This is a genomic window from Oenococcus alcoholitolerans (assembly GCF_051852995.1).
GTDB classification, from domain to species: domain Bacteria; phylum Bacillota; class Bacilli; order Lactobacillales; family Lactobacillaceae; genus Oenococcus; species Oenococcus alcoholitolerans.
This window is the reverse complement of the sequence record NZ_CP176042.1, coordinates 1085922-1103398: the sequence shown is the minus strand read 5'-3', so window position 1 is coordinate 1103398 and position 17477 is coordinate 1085922. Positions and strand designations below refer to the sequence as shown.

Annotated in this window: 15 protein-coding genes and 1 tRNA gene; 10 read left to right on the top strand and 6 right to left on the bottom strand. The window is 38.9% G+C overall.

The window, feature by feature from the left end; translation table 11 throughout:
- Positions 1-38: 38 nt before the first annotated feature.
- From ACKP2L_RS06200 to ACKP2L_RS06190, 3 genes are all read right to left on the bottom strand, one after another.
- Entirely contained in the window at positions 39-845 is an 807-nt protein-coding gene (locus ACKP2L_RS06200) for a sulfite exporter TauE/SafE family protein (RefSeq protein WP_439424997.1), read from the bottom strand.
- Positions 846-939: 94 nt separating this feature from the next.
- The gene (locus tag ACKP2L_RS06195; RefSeq protein WP_439424996.1) at positions 940-2607 is read right to left on the bottom strand and encodes a glycoside hydrolase family 13 protein; all 1668 of its coding nucleotides are present in this window, start codon (positions 2605-2607) and stop codon (positions 940-942) included.
- 26 nt (positions 2608-2633) lie between these two features.
- Positions 2634-4070, bottom strand: a complete 1437-nt coding sequence (locus ACKP2L_RS06190) for an SLC45 family MFS transporter (RefSeq protein WP_439424995.1) — start codon at positions 4068-4070, stop codon at positions 2634-2636.
- A 169-nt stretch (positions 4071-4239) separates the two neighbouring features.
- Here ACKP2L_RS06190 and ACKP2L_RS06185 point away from each other — a divergent pair, with 169 nt between their 5' ends.
- Both ACKP2L_RS06185 and ACKP2L_RS06180 read left to right on the top strand, forming a co-directional pair.
- Complete coding sequence (locus tag ACKP2L_RS06185) at positions 4240-5226, top strand: LacI family DNA-binding transcriptional regulator (protein WP_439424994.1); 987 nt, start codon at positions 4240-4242, stop codon at positions 5224-5226.
- A 47-nt stretch (positions 5227-5273) separates the two neighbouring features.
- Complete coding sequence (locus ACKP2L_RS06180; RefSeq protein ID WP_439424993.1) at positions 5274-6725, top strand: DHA2 family efflux MFS transporter permease subunit; 1452 nt, start codon at positions 5274-5276, stop codon at positions 6723-6725.
- A 265-nt stretch (positions 6726-6990) separates the two neighbouring features.
- Here the strand turns inward: ACKP2L_RS06180 and ACKP2L_RS06175 are convergent, their stop codons facing one another.
- The gene (locus tag ACKP2L_RS06175; RefSeq protein WP_439424992.1) at positions 6991-8190 is read right to left on the bottom strand and encodes a PLP-dependent aminotransferase family protein; all 1200 of its coding nucleotides are present in this window, start codon (positions 8188-8190) and stop codon (positions 6991-6993) included.
- 139 nt (positions 8191-8329) lie between these two features.
- Between ACKP2L_RS06175 and ACKP2L_RS06170 the strand changes: the two genes are divergently transcribed.
- From ACKP2L_RS06170 to ACKP2L_RS06155, 4 genes are all read left to right on the top strand, one after another.
- Positions 8330-9226, top strand: a complete 897-nt coding sequence (locus ACKP2L_RS06170) for a LysR family transcriptional regulator (RefSeq protein WP_439424991.1) — start codon at positions 8330-8332, stop codon at positions 9224-9226.
- A 74-nt stretch (positions 9227-9300) separates the two neighbouring features.
- Positions 9301-9867 (top strand): TetR/AcrR family transcriptional regulator, encoded by a 567-nt coding sequence (locus tag ACKP2L_RS06165; protein WP_439424990.1) that lies wholly within the window; start codon positions 9301-9303, stop codon positions 9865-9867.
- Between the two features lie 122 nt (positions 9868-9989).
- The gene (kdsA, locus tag ACKP2L_RS06160; protein WP_439426215.1) at positions 9990-10844 is read left to right on the top strand and encodes a 3-deoxy-8-phosphooctulonate synthase; all 855 of its coding nucleotides are present in this window, start codon (positions 9990-9992) and stop codon (positions 10842-10844) included.
- On the top strand, positions 10831-11784 hold the full coding sequence (locus ACKP2L_RS06155) for a KpsF/GutQ family sugar-phosphate isomerase (RefSeq protein ID WP_439424989.1): 954 nt from the start codon (positions 10831-10833) through the stop codon (positions 11782-11784). The genes kdsA and ACKP2L_RS06155 overlap by 14 nt, the downstream gene beginning before the upstream one ends.
- A 1-nt stretch (position 11785) precedes the next feature.
- On the opposite strand, the gene ACKP2L_RS06150 is transcribed toward ACKP2L_RS06155, so the two are convergent.
- Positions 11786-12187, bottom strand: coding sequence for a hypothetical protein (locus ACKP2L_RS06150; protein WP_439424988.1), 402 nt, complete (start codon positions 12185-12187; stop codon positions 11786-11788).
- A gap of 261 nt (positions 12188-12448) precedes the next feature.
- On the opposite strand from ACKP2L_RS06150, the gene ACKP2L_RS06145 reads away from it, so the two are divergent.
- Entirely contained in the window at positions 12449-13384 is a 936-nt protein-coding gene (locus ACKP2L_RS06145; RefSeq protein ID WP_439424987.1) for a YczE/YyaS/YitT family protein, read from the top strand.
- 46 nt (positions 13385-13430) lie between these two features.
- The gene (locus ACKP2L_RS06140; protein ID WP_439424986.1) at positions 13431-14369 is read left to right on the top strand and encodes a DMT family transporter; all 939 of its coding nucleotides are present in this window, start codon (positions 13431-13433) and stop codon (positions 14367-14369) included.
- Between the two features lie 291 nt (positions 14370-14660).
- Here the strand turns inward: ACKP2L_RS06140 and ACKP2L_RS06135 are convergent, their stop codons facing one another.
- Complete coding sequence (locus ACKP2L_RS06135) at positions 14661-15443, bottom strand: (S)-acetoin forming diacetyl reductase (RefSeq protein ID WP_439424985.1); 783 nt, start codon at positions 15441-15443, stop codon at positions 14661-14663.
- Between the two features lie 402 nt (positions 15444-15845).
- Between ACKP2L_RS06135 and ACKP2L_RS06130 the strand changes: the two genes are divergently transcribed.
- Together ACKP2L_RS06130 and ACKP2L_RS06125 are read left to right on the top strand one after the other, a co-directional pair.
- Positions 15846-16523: a cell surface protein gene (locus tag ACKP2L_RS06130; RefSeq protein ID WP_439424984.1), complete on the top strand. Its 678-nt coding sequence runs from the start codon at positions 15846-15848 to the stop codon at positions 16521-16523.
- Between the two features lie 90 nt (positions 16524-16613).
- Positions 16614-16685: transfer RNA gene (locus tag ACKP2L_RS06125), tRNA-Glu, on the top strand.
- The last annotated feature ends 792 nt before the right edge of the window (positions 16686-17477 follow it).

The window sequence follows — 17477 nt, the reverse complement described above, 5'->3', positions numbered from 1 at the left end:
TATCAGGTTCCATTTTGAATCATTTTAAATGAAAATTATTATACCCAAGCCTCTAAAAATAAAACGATCGCTAAACAAAATGCACCGATCGCAACGACTATTTTTAGAAAATGAGCAGGGATCTTTCTGACGATTTTCGGTCCTATATAACCACCTAAAAATAGTCCTGCTCCCAAAGGTATTACCATCAGCCAGCTTATTTTTCCGCTGAAAGCAAAAATGACGGTCGCGATCAAATTGCATAATCCGATCGAAAGATTTCGCAGGGCATTATAAACTGGAAAGCTTTTATCGCTTATAAACGACAAAATGGCTAACATAACTACGCCGGCGGCTGCACCGAAATAGCCGGCGTAAGCGCCGGTGAAAAATATGGCGATAAAAAATAGTATTTTAAAAAAAGAACTCATCTCTTGATTGTTAGTAGCGGGAGCCGCTGGATCTGTTTCTTTATCTAAAACCGTCACCGAAATAGTCCGTTTTTTTCTAAAAAGCAATAACAAGCCAGCGGCAAAGATGAAGAACGGCACAACTTTGGCAAATTCGGATGCTGGTTGTTCCAGCAATAAAAGCGAACCAAAAACGCTGCCTAAAAGAGCAGCAGGAACGATTTTAATTATTTCTTGGCGATCGCTGGCCAGTTCTTTTTTTGATGAAAACACCGAACCCAAACCGGTCAATATCAACGCAGCTGTGTTGGTGACGTTGGCAGATACCGGCATTAATCCGACCATCAGTAAAGACGGGTAGGAGACAAGCGATGCTAATCCAGTCACAGTACTTAAGATACCGGCAATAACCCCGGCCGGGAACAAGAGCAGTAAAGATAAGAAATTTTCGGACATATTTTTCAGAACTTTCTAAAAGATAGTTCAATTATAGTGCAAATTTTTCCATTAAAAAAACAGCCGCGTTTGCGGCTGTTTTCATTATTTTTTATCAGTTGATCATATACGCCTTGCTTTCGTAAGGACGAAGCTTTTCTCCTTGATCATCGCGGTAATTGCTGATGATAAGTTTGCCGGTCTTTTCCTCGGGGTAGCTTCTGCTGATATCTTTGCTTGTGAAGTTGCTTATAACTAGTAATGTTTGTCCTTGATAATGTCTTCTATAAGCATATACTTCTTGATCATCGGGATCTATTTCCTCAAAACTGCCGAATTTGATAAGATCATTTTTATGTCTAAGATCGATCAGTTTTTGGTAATGATAGAAAACCGAGTCCTGATCATTTAAAGCTTGCTGAACATTTATTTGCTGATAATTCGGGTTGAGTCTGTACCAAGGACTTCCTTTAGTAAAACCGCCATTGGCGCTTTGATCCCAAGGCATTGGTGTCCTGGCGTTATCCCGTGAACTGTGAGCGATGTATTTCATCATCGTCTCGGCATCAACGATCTTGTTTTCTTTGACCATTTCTTGGTATATATTCAGTGATTCTAAGTCTTCATATTGATTTATATCGGTGAAATGGGCGTTGGTCATCGCTATTTCTTCTCCCTGATAAACATAGGGCGTGCCTTGTAAAAAGTGAAGAGTGGTTGCCAGCATCTTGGCTGATAATACGCGATATTTTGGATCATCGCTGCCGAATCTGGATACAGCACGCGGCTGATCATGATTATTCCAATACAAACTGTTCCATCCTTTACCGTCTAATGCTTTTTGCCAGCGATTCAATGCTGATTTTAATTCGACTAGTTTTACCGGCTGATCGTTCCATTTGCCTAAGCGAAGATCAGGATTTGGACTAAGGCCAACGTGTTCAAATTGGAAAACCATATTTAATTCATGACTGTCAAGTCCCGTGTATTTGATAGCATCTTTAGGAGTAGAACCAGGCATTTCCCCAACCGTCATGACATCGTAGCGGGAAAGTACTTGTTCATTCATTTCTGTCAGATACTGATTTAATTTCGGCCCATCGGCAACAAGATCCATCGTTGTTCCGGCAGTTGCTGTCCCTTTGACATCTGGTAATCCGGTTGGTTTGGAAATCAAATTTATGACATCCATTCTAAAACCGTCAACCCCTTTATCCAGCCAAAAACGCATCAGAGAAAATACTTCTTGTCTCACTTTTGGATTTTCCCAATTAAGATCGGGCTGGCCTGGCGCAAACAAGTGCAAATAGTATTGACCTCGTTCTTTGACATATTTCCAAGCAGAACCGCTGAAAGCAGAACGCCAATTGTTTGGTTCGTGACCATTAACGGGGTCGCGCCAAATATAATAGTCGGAGTAGGGGTCGTTTTTGGAACGCTTGCTTTTTTGGAACCATTCATGTTGATCAGAAGTGTGATTTACGACCAGATCCATCAGGATCTTTATACCTTTTTTATGAGCTTTTTCTAAAAGCTGGTCAAAATCGTCCATCGTACCGTATTGCGGATTTATTGAGCGATAATCAGCGATATCATAGCCATTATCTTTGTTGGGAGATTTATATATAGGATTTAGCCAAATAACATCGGCACCAAGCCTTTTAACGTAATCAAGCCGGCTGATTATTCCTTGAAGATCACCGATGCCGTCATTGTTGCTGTCCTGAAAACTCATTGGATATATTTGATAGACTACTGAACCTTGCCACCATTTGTGTGTCATGTTTTTCTCCTTCATAAATATAATAATTATTTTTTGTTTGGATTATATGCCGGATGGATTATTCCGACTGATATTGCACCTAAGAACATTGCAATACCTGCAGCTACTAGCATTGCTGGCATAGACTTGCCAACGATTGGAAAAATTGCAAAGCTTGCTACAGAAGCTATTATTTGAGGCAGGCAAATTCCGCAATTGAAGAGTCCTAAATAAGCACCCTCGTTTTTTCCATTAAGCGATTCTGTGAACAAAGATAATGCTTCGGTCTGCATTGTTAAATAACTTATTCCGATCAGAATAAATGGAAAAATTGTCATTAATTGTGAATGTATAAAGAACAACCATATAAAACCGATTCCTCCAAGTATGAGCGAGACCCTGAACCAAAATTTTCTAGAAGTTGGTTTACTTTTTGAAATGACCAGAAAGCCCCAAGCTACTGCCGCCAGTGATTCTACGCAAGTCAATATGCCAAACCAATTACCTGCCGCCTGATAACCGGTTGATGATGGATCGCTTGTATTCCAAACGTTCTGTGCGATCGCTCCGGTTCCGTAGGTCCAAAGATATTGAAAAGCAAACCAGTCAAACAATTGCACGAACGATATTTCCCAAAAAGACTTTGGAGCATCTTTAACTAATTGCCATAAACTAATTTTTTTGCTTTGCTTTTTGTTTAAAGATAATCCGTGATAGCGTGCATAAGTATCCGGATCATATTCTTTGACCGAAACCATAGTGTAAATTGAGGTCAGCAATAAAACCGTTGCCCCTATATAAAAAGCTAATTTAACGGAATTAGGAACTTCTCCGCGCCTAGCAACATTAGATACACCGAGCCAAGTCAATACGAATGGAAATAAAGTTGCGATTACACCACCCAGATTTGAAAATGATTGTTGCCATGACCAAGCACGATCTTTTTGATTTTCGTTAACCATGTCGCCTATTATCATTTTGAAAGGTTGCATACAAACATTTGATGATAGATCCATAAACAAAATTGCTATCGCACCGAACAATAACGCGCCTAATGAAGCATAGCCAAAACCAAATGAGCCAGCATTTGGAAGCAAAAACATAACTAATGCTGCAACTGGAGCACCTATAAGAAGATATGGGAGTCTACGACCGAATCGATTCCACGTGTTATCAGAATACTTTCCGATCAATGGCTGAACGACCATTCCTGCTAGAGGGGGTAATATGAAGAAAAATCCTAATTTAGTTGGATCTGCACCAATGGTCTGAAATATACGCCCCATCTGTGAGAATTGAAGAGAGAAGGCCATATTGACGCCTAAGAATCCAAAAGTCATTGCAAAGATTGTGCTTAATTTTAAATCTGGCAATCGATTTTCAGATGCGGAATTAAAATCGCTTATTCTATCTTTTCTTTCTTTCTTTTTTACTGTTTTTTTGTTTAAATAGCTTATCTTCGCATGATTGTTTTTGTTTATCATAATAAGAACATCTCCATTTAAACGACTGTAAAGAAATCGCTTACATTTTTAAAATATCATTAAATGGAAACGTTTTCAATAGCTATTTAAAGGCAACACAAACGTTTGTTTTTTTAAAAAAACAATGTGATAAAATTATATGTAATATTTGTTTGAAGAATGTTTAATTATGGCTGTAACAATTAAAGATATAGCTAAAGTTTCGGGCTTTTCTTTGTCTACTGTTTCAAGAGTCTTGTCGGGACATTCTGAATTTTACTCAGAGAAGACCGCAAAAAAAATTAAAAAAATCGCTCACGATCTTAATTATCAAAAAAACGCTAGCGCTGTTGAACTTGTAACGAAAAAAAGTAAGGTAATAGCAGTGATTATTAGTTCGACTAAAACGAATTTTTCTAATGAAATCATTGATGGAATCGAGGATCAGGCATCTATGAATGATTGCAATGTGATTATTCTTTATGCCGGTGAAAGCGATCCTGTCAGGCAAAGAAAAGCTCTGCAAACCGTTATTGAACGTTCGGTTATGGGGATTTTACTAGTAGCAGTTGATTTAAATATAGAAAACACAAAATACCTTTCTATGTCGAACATACCTTATTTGTTTATTTCTATATCATTTGCCGAAAATAAATTTCCTTTCATATCTTCTAATAATTTTGATATAGCTTATCATGCTACTAAATACCTTATAGAAAAAAAGCATAAAAGAATAGCTCTGGTTGCATTGGATCTTAGTTCTTATACGGGCAAATTGCGTTTAGAGGGATATGAAAAGGCGATGTCAGACTATAACTTGCCCATTAATTATGACTTTATCTATAATGGCAATTTCACATATGATGACGGCGAAATGGCAATGAAAAAAATAGGAAACAAGAAAGATGTGACTGCTGTAATTGCTTCAAGTGATCTTTCAGCAATGGGAGTTATTAATCAAGCCGAAGAAATGAACTTAGAAATTCCTAATGATTTATCCGTGGTTAGCTTAGATGGAACTAATTTATGTAATATGTTTAGACCTACAATTACTAGTTTCAGCCAATCATTTTATCAGATGGGTGTAGAAGGGGTCAAAAAAATAACGAGTTCAGATCTTTCAAATTTTAAATCCTTTTTTACGCCATTTCATTTTGTTGAAAGAAGAAGTTCTTGATTTACTTTCAGAAAAGAAAGGACCTATTATTGACTGCGGGGTGAAATATGGAAAAAAGACAAATTCATAGGGGCCGCTGGCTGGTCATGCTGGCCGTTTTTGTTTCGACTTTTATGACCTCTGTTGAAGTTACTATCGTGACGACCGCTTTACCGTCGATCATTAGCCAGCTGCATGGATTGGCTTACCAAAGCTGGATCATGAGTTCTTATCTTTTGATGACGGCGATCACTACGCCGATCTATGGGAAATTAGCTGATTCTTTCGGCCGTAAAAAAATTTTTATGTTTGGTTTATTGATTTTTACGCTCGGATCTTTGTTGAGCGGTCTGGCGCCGAATATTTGGTTTCTAGTTATTTTTAGGGCTGTTCAAGGGGCCGGTTCTGGCGCGATAATGCCTTTGACTTTCACGATCATTGCCGATAACTATGATTTTGAACAGCGAGCAAAGATCATGGCTTTCAACAATACCGCTTGGGGGATATCTGCCTTGATCGGTCCTTTATTAGGCGGCTTTTTAGTCGATGCCTTATCTTGGCATTGGGTATTTTTTGTCAACGTTCCGCTTGGTATTTTTGTTTATTTCATCACTTGGTACGGCTATCATGAAAAATTCGAAAAGAAAGTCGTTAAAGTCGATCGGAACGGAATTTTTGTTCTGTCATTGGCTTTGATCTGTTTGCTTGTCGGTATTCAGTATCTGGAAAATCAACTTGCTTTTGCTGTAATTATCATACTTGTTTCATTGGCTTTATTTATCTTTTTTGCTCGTTATGAAAAGAAGTTTTCTCAGCCTTTGATCGATCCGGTAATGTTTTCAAATAAGACCTTTTCTGTTCAGATCATCACCTGTACTCTCTTAAGCGGTATTTTGGTTGGCTATCAAATTTATTTTCCGATCTGGCTGCAGTCCTTATACCGTGTTCCAGCTGCTTTTGCCGGGCTGGTAGTTACTTCTAGTTCGGTCATGTGGTTCCTTGCCTCTTTTTTTGTGGGACGCTTGATAGCAAAATTCGTGCCTAAAAGGATCGCCTTAACTGGAGCGGGAATTCTTTTGCTCAGTTATTCTGTTATGGTATTGGCAAGCCGGTCATTTCCGATCTGGGGATTTTATTTGGTCACAGCGATCAATGGAGCTTGCATGGGAGTCGTTATCAGTATGAACACGATCCTCAGCCAGCATTTGGTCGATTCCGATAAGATCGCTTCTGCGACCTCCGTATTGACACTCGGACGCTCTTTAGGGCAGACGATCATGACCGGTATTTTAGGTACCGTTTTAAATTTAGTTATTCATTTAAATCTTGGTTCGATATCTTTTTCTAGAGTTAACGATGTGATCAGTTCGCGATTCAAAGGATTTATTTCCGATAGGGGATCGATCAATAATATCATTTTAATGGCACTTCACAGTGTGATGCTTTTTTCTGTTTTAGTTATTTTGTTGGTGATTTTGGCTAATTTATTTGATGATAATAAAAAGGTCATCGATCAATGACCGCCTTATTTTATTTTCAATTAATTTAACTTTTATTTTGATTTAATTAAATGGACATATATTATTACTTGTAGCCGGAAACATCGGTTACATCCCTTACTAATAAAAAATTTAACTATTACTGTTTTACAGAGAAGATTTCATTTTTTTATTTATCAATTCCCTTTCTTAAAAAATAATTGGGCCGGTGCTTGTCACCGGTTTTTTGTTTTGCCAAAATTAAAACCGCTCATAGATATAGAGCGGTTTTAATTTAAGGTAGATTTTAACTGACAAGATTTTTTGCTGAAACCTCGTGAAGAGCCTGGCCTAAAGATTCGATCCCTTTTTTGATTTGAGGGATATCTTCACCGGTAAAGTTTAAGCGAGCACCATTTTTGATATCACCGGATGCAAACAGATGAGTAGAAGGGGTAATGCGGACATCTTTTTCCGGCAGTAATTTTTCATTTAAGAATTTTTCCATATCAAACTCTTTTGGCATGGTCAAGTAGATAAAGAAACCGCCCTGCGGTCGAGTGAATTCAGCCTCAGCTGGGAGACTTTTTGCTAGGGCATCGATCATTGCATTTTTCTTTTCTCGATAAACGGCGCGCACCTTTTGCAAATGTGCCTGAAAATCATTATTTTCCAAATAATTATCGACCATCGACATCATTAAATTGCTTGTTTCGATGTCAGCTCCGCTTTTTAAGCCGATCAATTTATCGAATATTTGTTTATCAGCTGTTAGCCAGCCCATTCTTAAACCTGGTGCAATAACTTTAGAAAAACTGCTGACATAGATAACTTTGTGATGCGTGTCCAGTGATTTGATAGTTGGCAAGTTTTTGCCTTCATAGCGAAGGTCTCGATAAGTGCCATCTTCTAAAATAGTTACATCGTACCGATCGGCTAGTTCGACTAACTGCCGGCGCTTTTTTTCAGACATGACTGTCCCTGTTGGATTATGGAAATCAGGGACAGTGTAGATCATTTTTACTTGGTGCTGGCTGAGTATTTTTTCTAATTCACTTACTTTCATGCCGTCTTCTTCAACTGGGATTTGATAGAAAGTCGGCTCGTAGGCCTGAAAAGCAGCCAGTGCACCAATGTAAGTTGGGCCTTCAACGACAAGACCGTCGTTTTTATTCAGCAATAACCTGGCAGTCAGATCGATCGCTTGTTGAGCACCTTGAGTGACCATCACGTTTTCTGGCCGGCAACTGATTTTTTCATCTCTTTGCATCTTTGCGGCTATTTTCTTTCGCAATGAAGGCAATCCGGCAGCACTGTTATATTGAATCAGCTTGGGATTTTTTTGTGCAAAAGCTTCTTTCATAGATTCGTTCAATGCATCTTCGGGAAAAAGATTATGATCAGGGAATCCAGCAGAAAAGGTGATCTCCTGCTTATCACCGGTTGAAAAAAGCTTGTCTAAACCGCTGTTGGAAGTTCTTTGGATCCTGCTTGCTAAATCTGTCATATTTTACACCTCTTTTTTAAGTGCTTTGATCACTGGCACTTTTCTCTTTTCATGTTATGCTGAGTTTATAGATAAGTAAAATTCAACTTTTTCATATATTAATGAAAAAAATTCATCTTAAAAGAAAAAAGGAGTTCAAATGGCAGATTTTACATACCAAGTTTTCGCCGCAGTCGTAGAAAAAGGAACTTTTTTTCAAGCTGCTAAAGCCTTGCACGTAACGCCAAGTGCTGTCAGCCATTCCATAAATCAATTGGAAAAAGAATTCGGTTTTCCGCTTTTTTTACGGAATCGCAGCGGAGTGGAGCTGACTAATGATGGTCAAACCGTGCTGCCGGTCGTCTTGGACATTTTGAATACCGAGGAAAAACTGCGGCAGATATCTGATGATATCAAAGGTCTTAACGTTGGCCGCGTGCGCATCGGAGCTTTTAGCAGTGTCTGTATCAATTGGCTGCCAACGATCATTCGCCGCTTTAAAAATAAATTTCCCAAGGTGCAGGTAACGGTCTTCCAAGGCGATTTTAATCAAATCGCTGCAAAGGTCGCGAATGGGTCATTGGATATCGGCTTCAGCTCTTTGCCTGTTAGCGAGAATCTGCTCGTCAAGCCCTTGATCAAGGACCCCATCTATTGTGTTACACCGACTGATTTTCAGCCTAAAGATGGTCGGCACGTGCGCTATGACGATATCGGCCATCGTCCCTTTATTCTTCAGCAAATAGATTATGACCGGCAGACTAAAAAAGCCCTTGATCGATATCAAGTCGAACCTAATTCGCTAGCTTACTCGATCGACGACCAGTCGATCTTGTCAATGGTTGAAAGCGGGTTGGGATTAGGAATTTTGCCTAGATTAGCTTTAAAAAAATTATCAGGGGATGTCAATATTTTTCCCTTTGATCAGGATTTTGAGAGGACTATTTGTTTAGTTACTAATAAAACGGAATCACAAACACCTTCGACCAGCCATATGATAAAAGAAATCGATGATTTTTTGAAAAGAACATATCAAAATGATTATTTGATCGGATAAGGCCTATTTTTTAATAAAATCGCTCAAAAAAGGTGTGCTAAAATTCGAGGTAGACAAATTGAGACCGAAAATAGATGAATTCTGAGCGTACCGATAAAAAAATAATCAATGCTTTTACGGAATTGTTATTAAAGAAGGGTTATAAAGAAGCAACTACGATGGCAATCGCTCAAAGAGCCGGTGTTAATGAAAGCACGCTTTTTCGCCACTTCAAAGACAAGCATGGTTTGCTGACTGCGTTAGTAAAAAAATATTTAAGTGACGCTGACGGGATAGGCGACTTTTATCAAAATAGCGATGATCTGTTCAGAGATCTCACGCAGATCGCCGGCAGATATCAAAATTTTATCAATGACCACCGAGCTATCGTTATGGTCGGCCTGCGCGAATCACTGGATTATCCTGAAGTCAATCAAGTGGTCGAAGCCATTCCGGAAAGATTCAAAGCCATCGTTATCGATGATTTATCGGAAGCTCAAAAAAGAGGCGTTTTTAAAGAAAATATCGATATCGAAGTGATCGCTGCTAATTTTATTTGGCTGAATTTTGGCTACTTTTTGAGCCGCCAGCAGAAAAGATCAGTATCCTTAAATACTTTTTTAGATAAGAATATAAGGTCTTTTATCAAAGAAATCATATGATCCTTTAAATTTTCATTTAATCTTGCTTTGTTTAAATTATAGAAACTTAATAATTTTTAAACGTTCCCTCACAAATAGGAGGGGTAAATCGATGAAACAAAAAAAGCAAAGGAAGATTTCTGATCATGGAAAAAATTTCAAGTGTTTTTAAGGACTTCGATTTTAAAGATTCTAATTTGACTTTACTGGCCGGTCCTTGTGTGATCGAATCATATGACATTCTTGCTCAAGTCGCCGATCGCCTTAAAGAATTATCAGAAAAATTAAATATAAATCTAGTTTTCAAGTCATCTTTTGATAAAGCCAATAGAAGCTCAGCCGATTCTGAACGTGGTGTCGGCTTAGAAGAGGGCTTAAAGATCCTTCAACGGATAAAAGATGAATACAACTTGCCGATCGTAACTGATGTGCATGAGTCAGCTCAATGTGCACCAGTTGCTCAAGTCGCTGACGTTTTACAGATACCGGCATTCTTGAGTCGGCAGACTGATCTTTTGATCGCTGCTGCCGAAACAGGCAAAGTTGTCAATATCAAAAAAGGCCAATTCATGGCGCCGGAAGATATCGGCGGAGCTGCCAAAAAAATCAGCCATATAACTAATAAGATCTTGCTGACTGAGCGGGGCAGCAGTTTTGGCTATCATCGTTTGATCGTTGATATGACTGGATTAATTGAAATGCGCAAGGCTGGTTTTCCGATCATTTTCGATGCCACTCATTCGGTTCAGCAGCCTGGCGGTCATGGTGATCATTCCGGCGGTAATCGTGATTATGCCTTTCCTTTGATGCGATCAGCCTTAGAAGTCGGCGTTGATGGCATATTTGCCGAAGTTCATCCTGATCCGCCCACGGCGATTTCTGATGCCGATAATCAGCTTTATTTAGACAAAATCGAACCGATCTTAACTTCGGCCGTTGAAATTTTTCAAGCGAACAAAGATAAGCGAAGGGAGTGGGCGGTCGATGGCTTATTATAAGACAGCTCAAAGAGTATTTGCTGAAGAATCCAGTCAACTAGCAGCTGTTGCCGATAGGCTGGATGAAAATTTTGATCGCTTGGTCCAAACTATCTTTGATACTAAAGGACGGATCGTTTTTGTGGGTATTGGCAAATCTCAAATCATTGCTGAAAAAATCTCTGCCTCTTTATCGTCGATTTCTTTTTCCAGCTACACAGTTGATGCCGGTACCGCTTATCATGGCGACCTTGGACGTATCAATGCAGATGATCTGGTTATTTTTGTCTCCAACAGTGGGGAAACACAAGAAGTTATCCAAACGCTTTTCGCTTTGCAGACTATTTTCCCGGATGGTTTTAAAAGTATCGCATTAACGGGAAAAATAAATTCGACGCTGGCTAAAAATACTGATCTGGCTTTTGATCTGTCGGTTTCAAAAGAAGCAGATCTAACAGGGCTGGCACCGACTTCGTCAACGACCGCGACTTTGGTTTTTGGTGATGCTTTGCTGGTAGCACTGGAAGAGAAAATTTCCTTTGATCGGAGCAAGTTTGCCCTATATCATCCCGGCGGTTCGATAGGAAGGCTTTTACTCCAGCGGGTCAAAGATGTCATGCATATCAAAATACCTTACGTCTACCAAACTACTCCTATCAATGAGGTCATCTATCGGATCAGCGACTTTGGTATCGGTATGACCTTGGTCAAAGAAGCTGATTCCGATAAAGCGATCGGTATCATTACTGATGGCGATATCAGAAAAAAATTCTTGTCGGTCTCGCAGGTAAAAAAATCAGTTGCCAGCGATTATATGACTAAGGGTTTTGTCAGTATCGACCAGAACAAAAGAAACCGCGATGCGTGGCGTTTGATGGCTGCACACGATATTTCCAATTTGGTTGTAACCGACGAAAACAAACAAGTCGCCGGTATCGTCACTATCCATGATGTTCTGTGATCTATTCGCTAAAATAGGCGCTTTTCAGCTTGATGAGTTCATAAGTAAGCAATAAAAGACCAAGAATTCCGGCAAATAGGCCTAAGTACAAGAACGGATAGCTCTGCAGGTGGGAAAATGATATCGCTGTGATCATTAGATTGCTTAAGTAAGCCGAAATCAGATAGACTATCTTCATTTTCCTGTTTAAGTATGTAAATAAAAGGATAGCCTGAAAAACATTTAACAGCGATACAAAAATAGCGCCATATATGGATAAATTCATGACGATCTCGTCGAATCTCGTTGAATTGTTGACCAGGCTCTCCTCTGTTAGAACGATCGAGATAGTCATTGCGATGACTGCAATAAATATCTTTTTTATTAAGAGAAAGAGTTTTAAAAAAGGGCGGTCATCATACATAATCAAATTAACTTTAACAAAAAGAAACTTTTTTTGCTTGTTTATGGTAAGTTTTTTGATTTAAGAGTAATAAACTGAATGCAGAGGAATGATATATTTTGCTTAGATTATTTCATTTGGTACGTATGATGGTAGAAGATCGTTACCTTTCGCGAATCGCGGCGGTGATCATTTTAGTAGCGGCATTGATTCTTTATATACGTCAGCATCGAAAATAAATTTCTTGTTATTTTGAGTCTTTTTTGTATAATCAGGTTATTGATGTCTTCTGAAGAAAATTTTTCAAAATCAAATAAAAGCAAACCTCCCAGATTCAATCTTTTAAATATAACTCTTAAAACTCTCATATCCGCTTTTGGCATAATCTTGCTTTCTGCCGGTGCGACATTTTGTCGTATAAGCGGTTTCGGACTTGATCCTTTTACCTCAGCCAACTTAGGTATTTCAGCGAAAATCGGTTTTTCACTTGGCGGCTATCAATTATTAGTCAACTTTGTGTTCTTGATCCTTGTTTTCTTTTTTGATCGAAACAAGATAGGTATCGGTACTGTTTTAAATATGTTCGGTGTTGGTTTTCTGATCGAGATCTTCACCAAACTGTTCACACAATTATGGGGAAATGACAGCGGTGTTTGGATGAGTATCGGTTATTTGTTTATCGGTTTAGTCCTTTTCAGCCTCGGCAGTTCGTTATACATGGCCGCCAACCTTGGGGTAGCGCCTTATGATGCGATCGCACCGATCGCAGTTAAATTAACTCATTTGAATTATCGTATTTGCCGTGTTACTCAAGATATTATTTTTATCATTATTGCTTTTTTCGCCGCCGGTCCGTTAGGCGCGGCTTCGATAATAATTGCTTTTTTCACCGGACCATTGATCGTTTTTTGGAATAAACATGTTAGTTATCCCTTAAATAAGGCAGCTGATGATTTTTCGGAAAAGCCAAGCAGGCACAGCGTTTCACTGGGATTTATCAACATTGCTCACTTTACCTATCGGATCGTTGCGTATAGCTATGATCAAACGATGACCATGAGCCAGCAGTTGTCAAAGTTTTCAGATGCTGAAATTCAAGACCGTAAAAAAGAAGCTAATCATACTATCGAAAACGCAAGAAATATTCTTTCTGATGCCGAAAAGCAGTTAAGTATGTTAAAAAAAGAGGAGATTAAGCGTCAAAACAAAGAACAGTGACCAAAAAAGTTCTATATTTAAATAAGTAACTTTTTGGAGGCTTTTTATGTATTTGGTCATCGCTGCTATTTGTGTTGGTTTTATTTTACCGATGCAAACAGCCGTTAATTCTCGTTTGCGTATCGCCGCATCTTCACCGCTGCTATCCTCGATGATCTCCTTTACCGTTGGTACGATCAGCTTGTTGATAGTTGTTGCGGCTAGCGGAGGTTTAGGAAATATATTCGGGCTCGATTTTTATCGACAGCCTTGGTGGCTATGGCTGGGCGGCTTATTAGGCGTTGTTTTTTTGACTGGTAATATTTTATTTTTTCCGATCCTTGGAAGTGTGCAAACAGTGATCATGCCGGTCGTTGGGCAAATTTTAATGGGTATGCTGATCGATAACTTCGGTTGGTTTTCTTCACCGCGTCATGATATAAATTTGATGAGGATATCCGGCTGTTTATTAGTACTGATCGGTGTTTTCCTTGCGGTAGCATCAAAAGATATCCAAAGCAATAGTCAAGCCAAATTTTCTTCTGTTTCCTTTAAAAAAAGCTATATTTGGTTGATACGGATCGCGGCAGTCGGGACCGGAATGCTCAGTGCCGTTCAAACGGCTATCAATGGTCATCTTGGTACTGTTTTGGATTCGGCGATCGATGCAGCTTTTATTTCTTTTTTGATCGGTACGATCGCTTTATGGATCCTGACTGCTGTGATCGAAAGGGGTATCCGCTTATCTTTTGTTAAACAAAGGCTTCCTTGGTGGATCTGGATCGGCGGTGTGATCGGGGCTTGTTTTGTTTTGGGAAATGCTTTTATGGCTCCGCGGCTTGGCACCGGTCCGGCAGTCGTTATTATTTTGTTAGGACAGATCGTCGGAAGTATTTTTGTTGACCAGTTCGGCTGGTTCCGGTCGCGTCGACACCAAGTATTGTTTTCTCAATTGATCGGTGTTTTAGTTATGATAAGCGGAACAGCGTTGATCGAATTCTTTTAAATAGTACAGTAAAAAACCATTGTCATAAGGCAATGGTTTTCATTTTCAAATATTGGATGAAATAATTGGAAGGGTTTAGTTTTGTTAAATCCGCTTCACTGAAACATTTGGGGTTATGTTGTCAGTATTGCGAAAAGATATGAAGAAAATTTATCAAAGGAATGTAAGTCTTTGCCATTAGTTGTTTAAACTACCGGTAAGCGCTTACAAGTACATTCTAGCATAATTCATAAAAATGTTAATATTTTTTCCAATAAAAAAATCTCGTTTTAAACGAGATTTTTTATTTTTTTAATTAAATACCATGCCGCCGTCAACTACTAGCGTTTGTCCGGTAACATAATTAGAATCTTTACCGGCAAGGAAGGCGACGCCGTTAGCAACGTCTTCTGGTTCGGAAAGCTTCTTTAAAGTAATATTCTGTGCAAATTGCTGCATACCCCAATTATCGCTCTTACCGGCTTTTTGCCCAACTTCATGAGCAATGTCTTCCATCATCGGTGTTTTTACGATTCCGGGAGCATAGGCATTGACCGTTATGCCATAAGGTGCAAGCTCTTTGGCAGTTGTTTGTGTAATTCCTCGAATGGCAAATTTAGTTGATCCATAAGCTGTTAGATTTGCATTGCCTTCAACACCGGCCTGTGAGGTCGCGTTGATAATTTTGCCGCCGTGATTAAAGTGTTTGAAGGCATCAACTGCAGCTTGTGTTCCCCAAACGACACCGCCGACATTGATCTTCCAAGTCCACTCCAAGTCGTCTTGGGTCACTTCCATGATCGGTGTGGTAGGTGCAACGCCAGCATTATTTACGATAACGTTGAAATCGCCAAAATGATCAGCAGTTTGCTTAACAGCGGCAAAAACTTCGTCGCGATTTGAGACGTCAGCTTCGACTGCGATAGCTGTATCTTCTCCAAAATCCTTGTTTATTGCTTCTGCAGCTTCTTGAGCCTTATCAAGGTGCCGGCAAACAATAGAAACTTTAAAGCCGTCTTTAGCTAAACGTCTAGCGATTGCTTCACCGATTCCTTGGCTAGCGCCAGTTACCATTGCTACTCGTTTTTCTAACATCAACAATTTCCTCCATCGATTATTTGTACAAATAATCACAAGATTTATTCTAGCAGTTTTTCCTGTTTGTGAAACATTTTTCTAAAAATTTTTTTTGACCTTAAGTGGGCATTTTTTAAAAAAATAACGTTTAACAAATGCTTTTTTTAGACTTGTTTTGTATTATTTTCTCCATTTTTTTTAAAAAAATAATTTATTGTATATTACAATCACCTTGTTTATTTTACGTTTAGGGCTAATTATTAAGAAAATCTTAAGCCTAATTGGACTTAAATACCAAATATTACAGGAAAAACGTTGTTTTATAAGCTTATTGCTAAATACAACTAAATTGTGATGTTACAAAATAAACATATTTGTGAAAATTTTATGTAAATTTGTCTCTTCATTATTAATTTCGCAATGAAATCTAATTATAAATCTTTCGTCGGCAAATCCTTGTTTTTAACAGCTCTAGTAGCTCAGGCTAGTTTAGGGGCAACTTGGATAACGACTGCCAAGGCAACACCGGATAATAACAGTAATTTATTTGAACAGCAGATTCAAAAGAAAGTTCATCTTTATCAGACAGAACAGCAACAGATCTCATCCCAATTTTCTTTTAGGGCAGATGCTGATCGGAAAATCGCTGCTGATCAACAAAAGAAAAGGGCAGAGGCAGCTCAAGCAGCTCAAGCAGCCCGGGCTGAACAGAACGCGGTCGATCAAACTGCAGTTCAACGACCGACCGAAAATCAAGTAAGTTCAAATCAACAAGTACAAGCACAAACGCAGGCGGTATCTGTTCAAGTGCAAAAACCCGTAACAGATACGACGGCTGCTGCAGCACCAGCTGTTTCTTCTTCTGACAGTAATTATGGGGTCGCTGATGACCCAGCCAAAGAATGGATCAAATCAGTTGAATCCGGCGGTGATCCTAATGCGTCAAATGGCCAGTATCAAGGCATGTTTCAAATGAGCAGTCAAGCTGCCGCTGAATACGGCGGTTATTCCGGTCAGGCTGCTGATCGATATGTTGCTGCAAGGTACGGTTCGTGGTCGGCAGCGGCTGAGCATCATCGCGTTTTCGGCTGGTATTAATTTTTTTCAAAAGAAATTTAAAAAAATGGTTGACCTTCGGAGCATTCTCCCGTATTATATTATTGTTGCTTAATTGCGACACGACCATTTGGCTCGATGGTCAAGCGGCTAAGACGTCGCCCTTTCACGGCGAAATCTCGGGTTCGATTCCCGATCGAGCTACTAATAGGCTTTATACCATTTCTTGGTATGAAGCCTTTTTTGTACTTAAAAGGCGGTATATCAATCTTTCTGGGCTCTTTACAAACATGACCAAACCTGATTAAATATACCAAACAATGCTAAAAGTTGGTACAAAGTTGGTACATTAGAAAATGCCCAGAGAACGATTTTCGATACAGTGATCAATTTTTTTCAGCTTCTTCTTTATAAAAACTTTAAGTTAGACGATCTGATTTTATTTTTATAAAAGAGATCAATTCTTAAATCTGCCGGTTCGATTATTGATTTGTTTTTCAAATTCTTGCTAGTGCAAGTACTGATAAGTGCTCTATTTTATTTTTTATTTCACTAAATTTAATAAACTAAGACAAGAGACGAACATCGCTGTTTGTCCGTTATGTCTTGCAGCAGACGCTGGTACATCTTTAAAAGCCTAGAGTTGCCGTAATTTGCTTGCCGCTTGTCAATCCTAAGACGTAAAAAGAATACATTGGACCAGGACACCTTAAACCCATGTACATATTGAGAACGACTATTAATTTAGTCGTTTTTTTTTTTTATGAAAAGAAGAGTAGTTATCAATTTTATTAGGGGCGATGATACATTGCACAGCTTGAGATCAGGACAACGCTTTTGAAGATATTTTTTGAATCAAACGATTACTTTTTTTACAGGGATAAGATTGGTGATGATCGAGCCCTTGCGGCTAGCTTTAAAGAAAACAAATTTATGTATTTAGTTTGACTGAAATATTCAAAAGGACACGATCTTTTGAAAGGATCTTAATAAATG

Excerpts from the sequence above, each read along its gene's own strand:
- ACKP2L_RS06200 (WP_439424997.1), bottom strand. The coding sequence starts at position 845 with ATGTCCGAAAATTTCTTATCTTTACTGCTCTTGTTCCCGGCCGGGGTT.
- ACKP2L_RS06175 (WP_439424992.1), bottom strand. The coding sequence starts at position 8,190 with ATGACAGATTTAGCAAGCAGGATCCAAAGAACTTCCAACAGCGGTTTA.
- ACKP2L_RS06150 (WP_439424988.1), bottom strand. The coding sequence starts at position 12,187 with ATGTATGATGACCGCCCTTTTTTAAAACTCTTTCTCTTAATAAAAAAG.
- ACKP2L_RS06140 (WP_439424986.1), top strand. The coding sequence starts at position 13,431 with ATGTATTTGGTCATCGCTGCTATTTGTGTTGGTTTTATTTTACCGATG.
- ACKP2L_RS06195 (WP_439424996.1), bottom strand. The coding sequence starts at position 2,607 with ATGACACACAAATGGTGGCAAGGTTCAGTAGTCTATCAAATATATCCA.
- ACKP2L_RS06185 (WP_439424994.1), top strand. The coding sequence starts at position 4,240 with ATGGCTGTAACAATTAAAGATATAGCTAAAGTTTCGGGCTTTTCTTTG.
- ACKP2L_RS06135 (WP_439424985.1), bottom strand. The coding sequence starts at position 15,443 with ATGTTAGAAAAACGAGTAGCAATGGTAACTGGCGCTAGCCAAGGAATC.
- ACKP2L_RS06130 (WP_439424984.1), top strand. The coding sequence starts at position 15,846 with ATGAAATCTAATTATAAATCTTTCGTCGGCAAATCCTTGTTTTTAACA.
- ACKP2L_RS06165 (WP_439424990.1), top strand. The coding sequence starts at position 9,301 with ATGAATTCTGAGCGTACCGATAAAAAAATAATCAATGCTTTTACGGAA.
- ACKP2L_RS06155 (WP_439424989.1), top strand. The coding sequence starts at position 10,831 with ATGGCTTATTATAAGACAGCTCAAAGAGTATTTGCTGAAGAATCCAGT.
- ACKP2L_RS06190 (WP_439424995.1), bottom strand. The coding sequence starts at position 4,070 with ATGATAAACAAAAACAATCATGCGAAGATAAGCTATTTAAACAAAAAA.
- ACKP2L_RS06170 (WP_439424991.1), top strand. The coding sequence starts at position 8,330 with ATGGCAGATTTTACATACCAAGTTTTCGCCGCAGTCGTAGAAAAAGGA.
- ACKP2L_RS06180 (WP_439424993.1), top strand. The coding sequence starts at position 5,274 with ATGGAAAAAAGACAAATTCATAGGGGCCGCTGGCTGGTCATGCTGGCC.
- ACKP2L_RS06145 (WP_439424987.1), top strand. The coding sequence starts at position 12,449 with ATGTCTTCTGAAGAAAATTTTTCAAAATCAAATAAAAGCAAACCTCCC.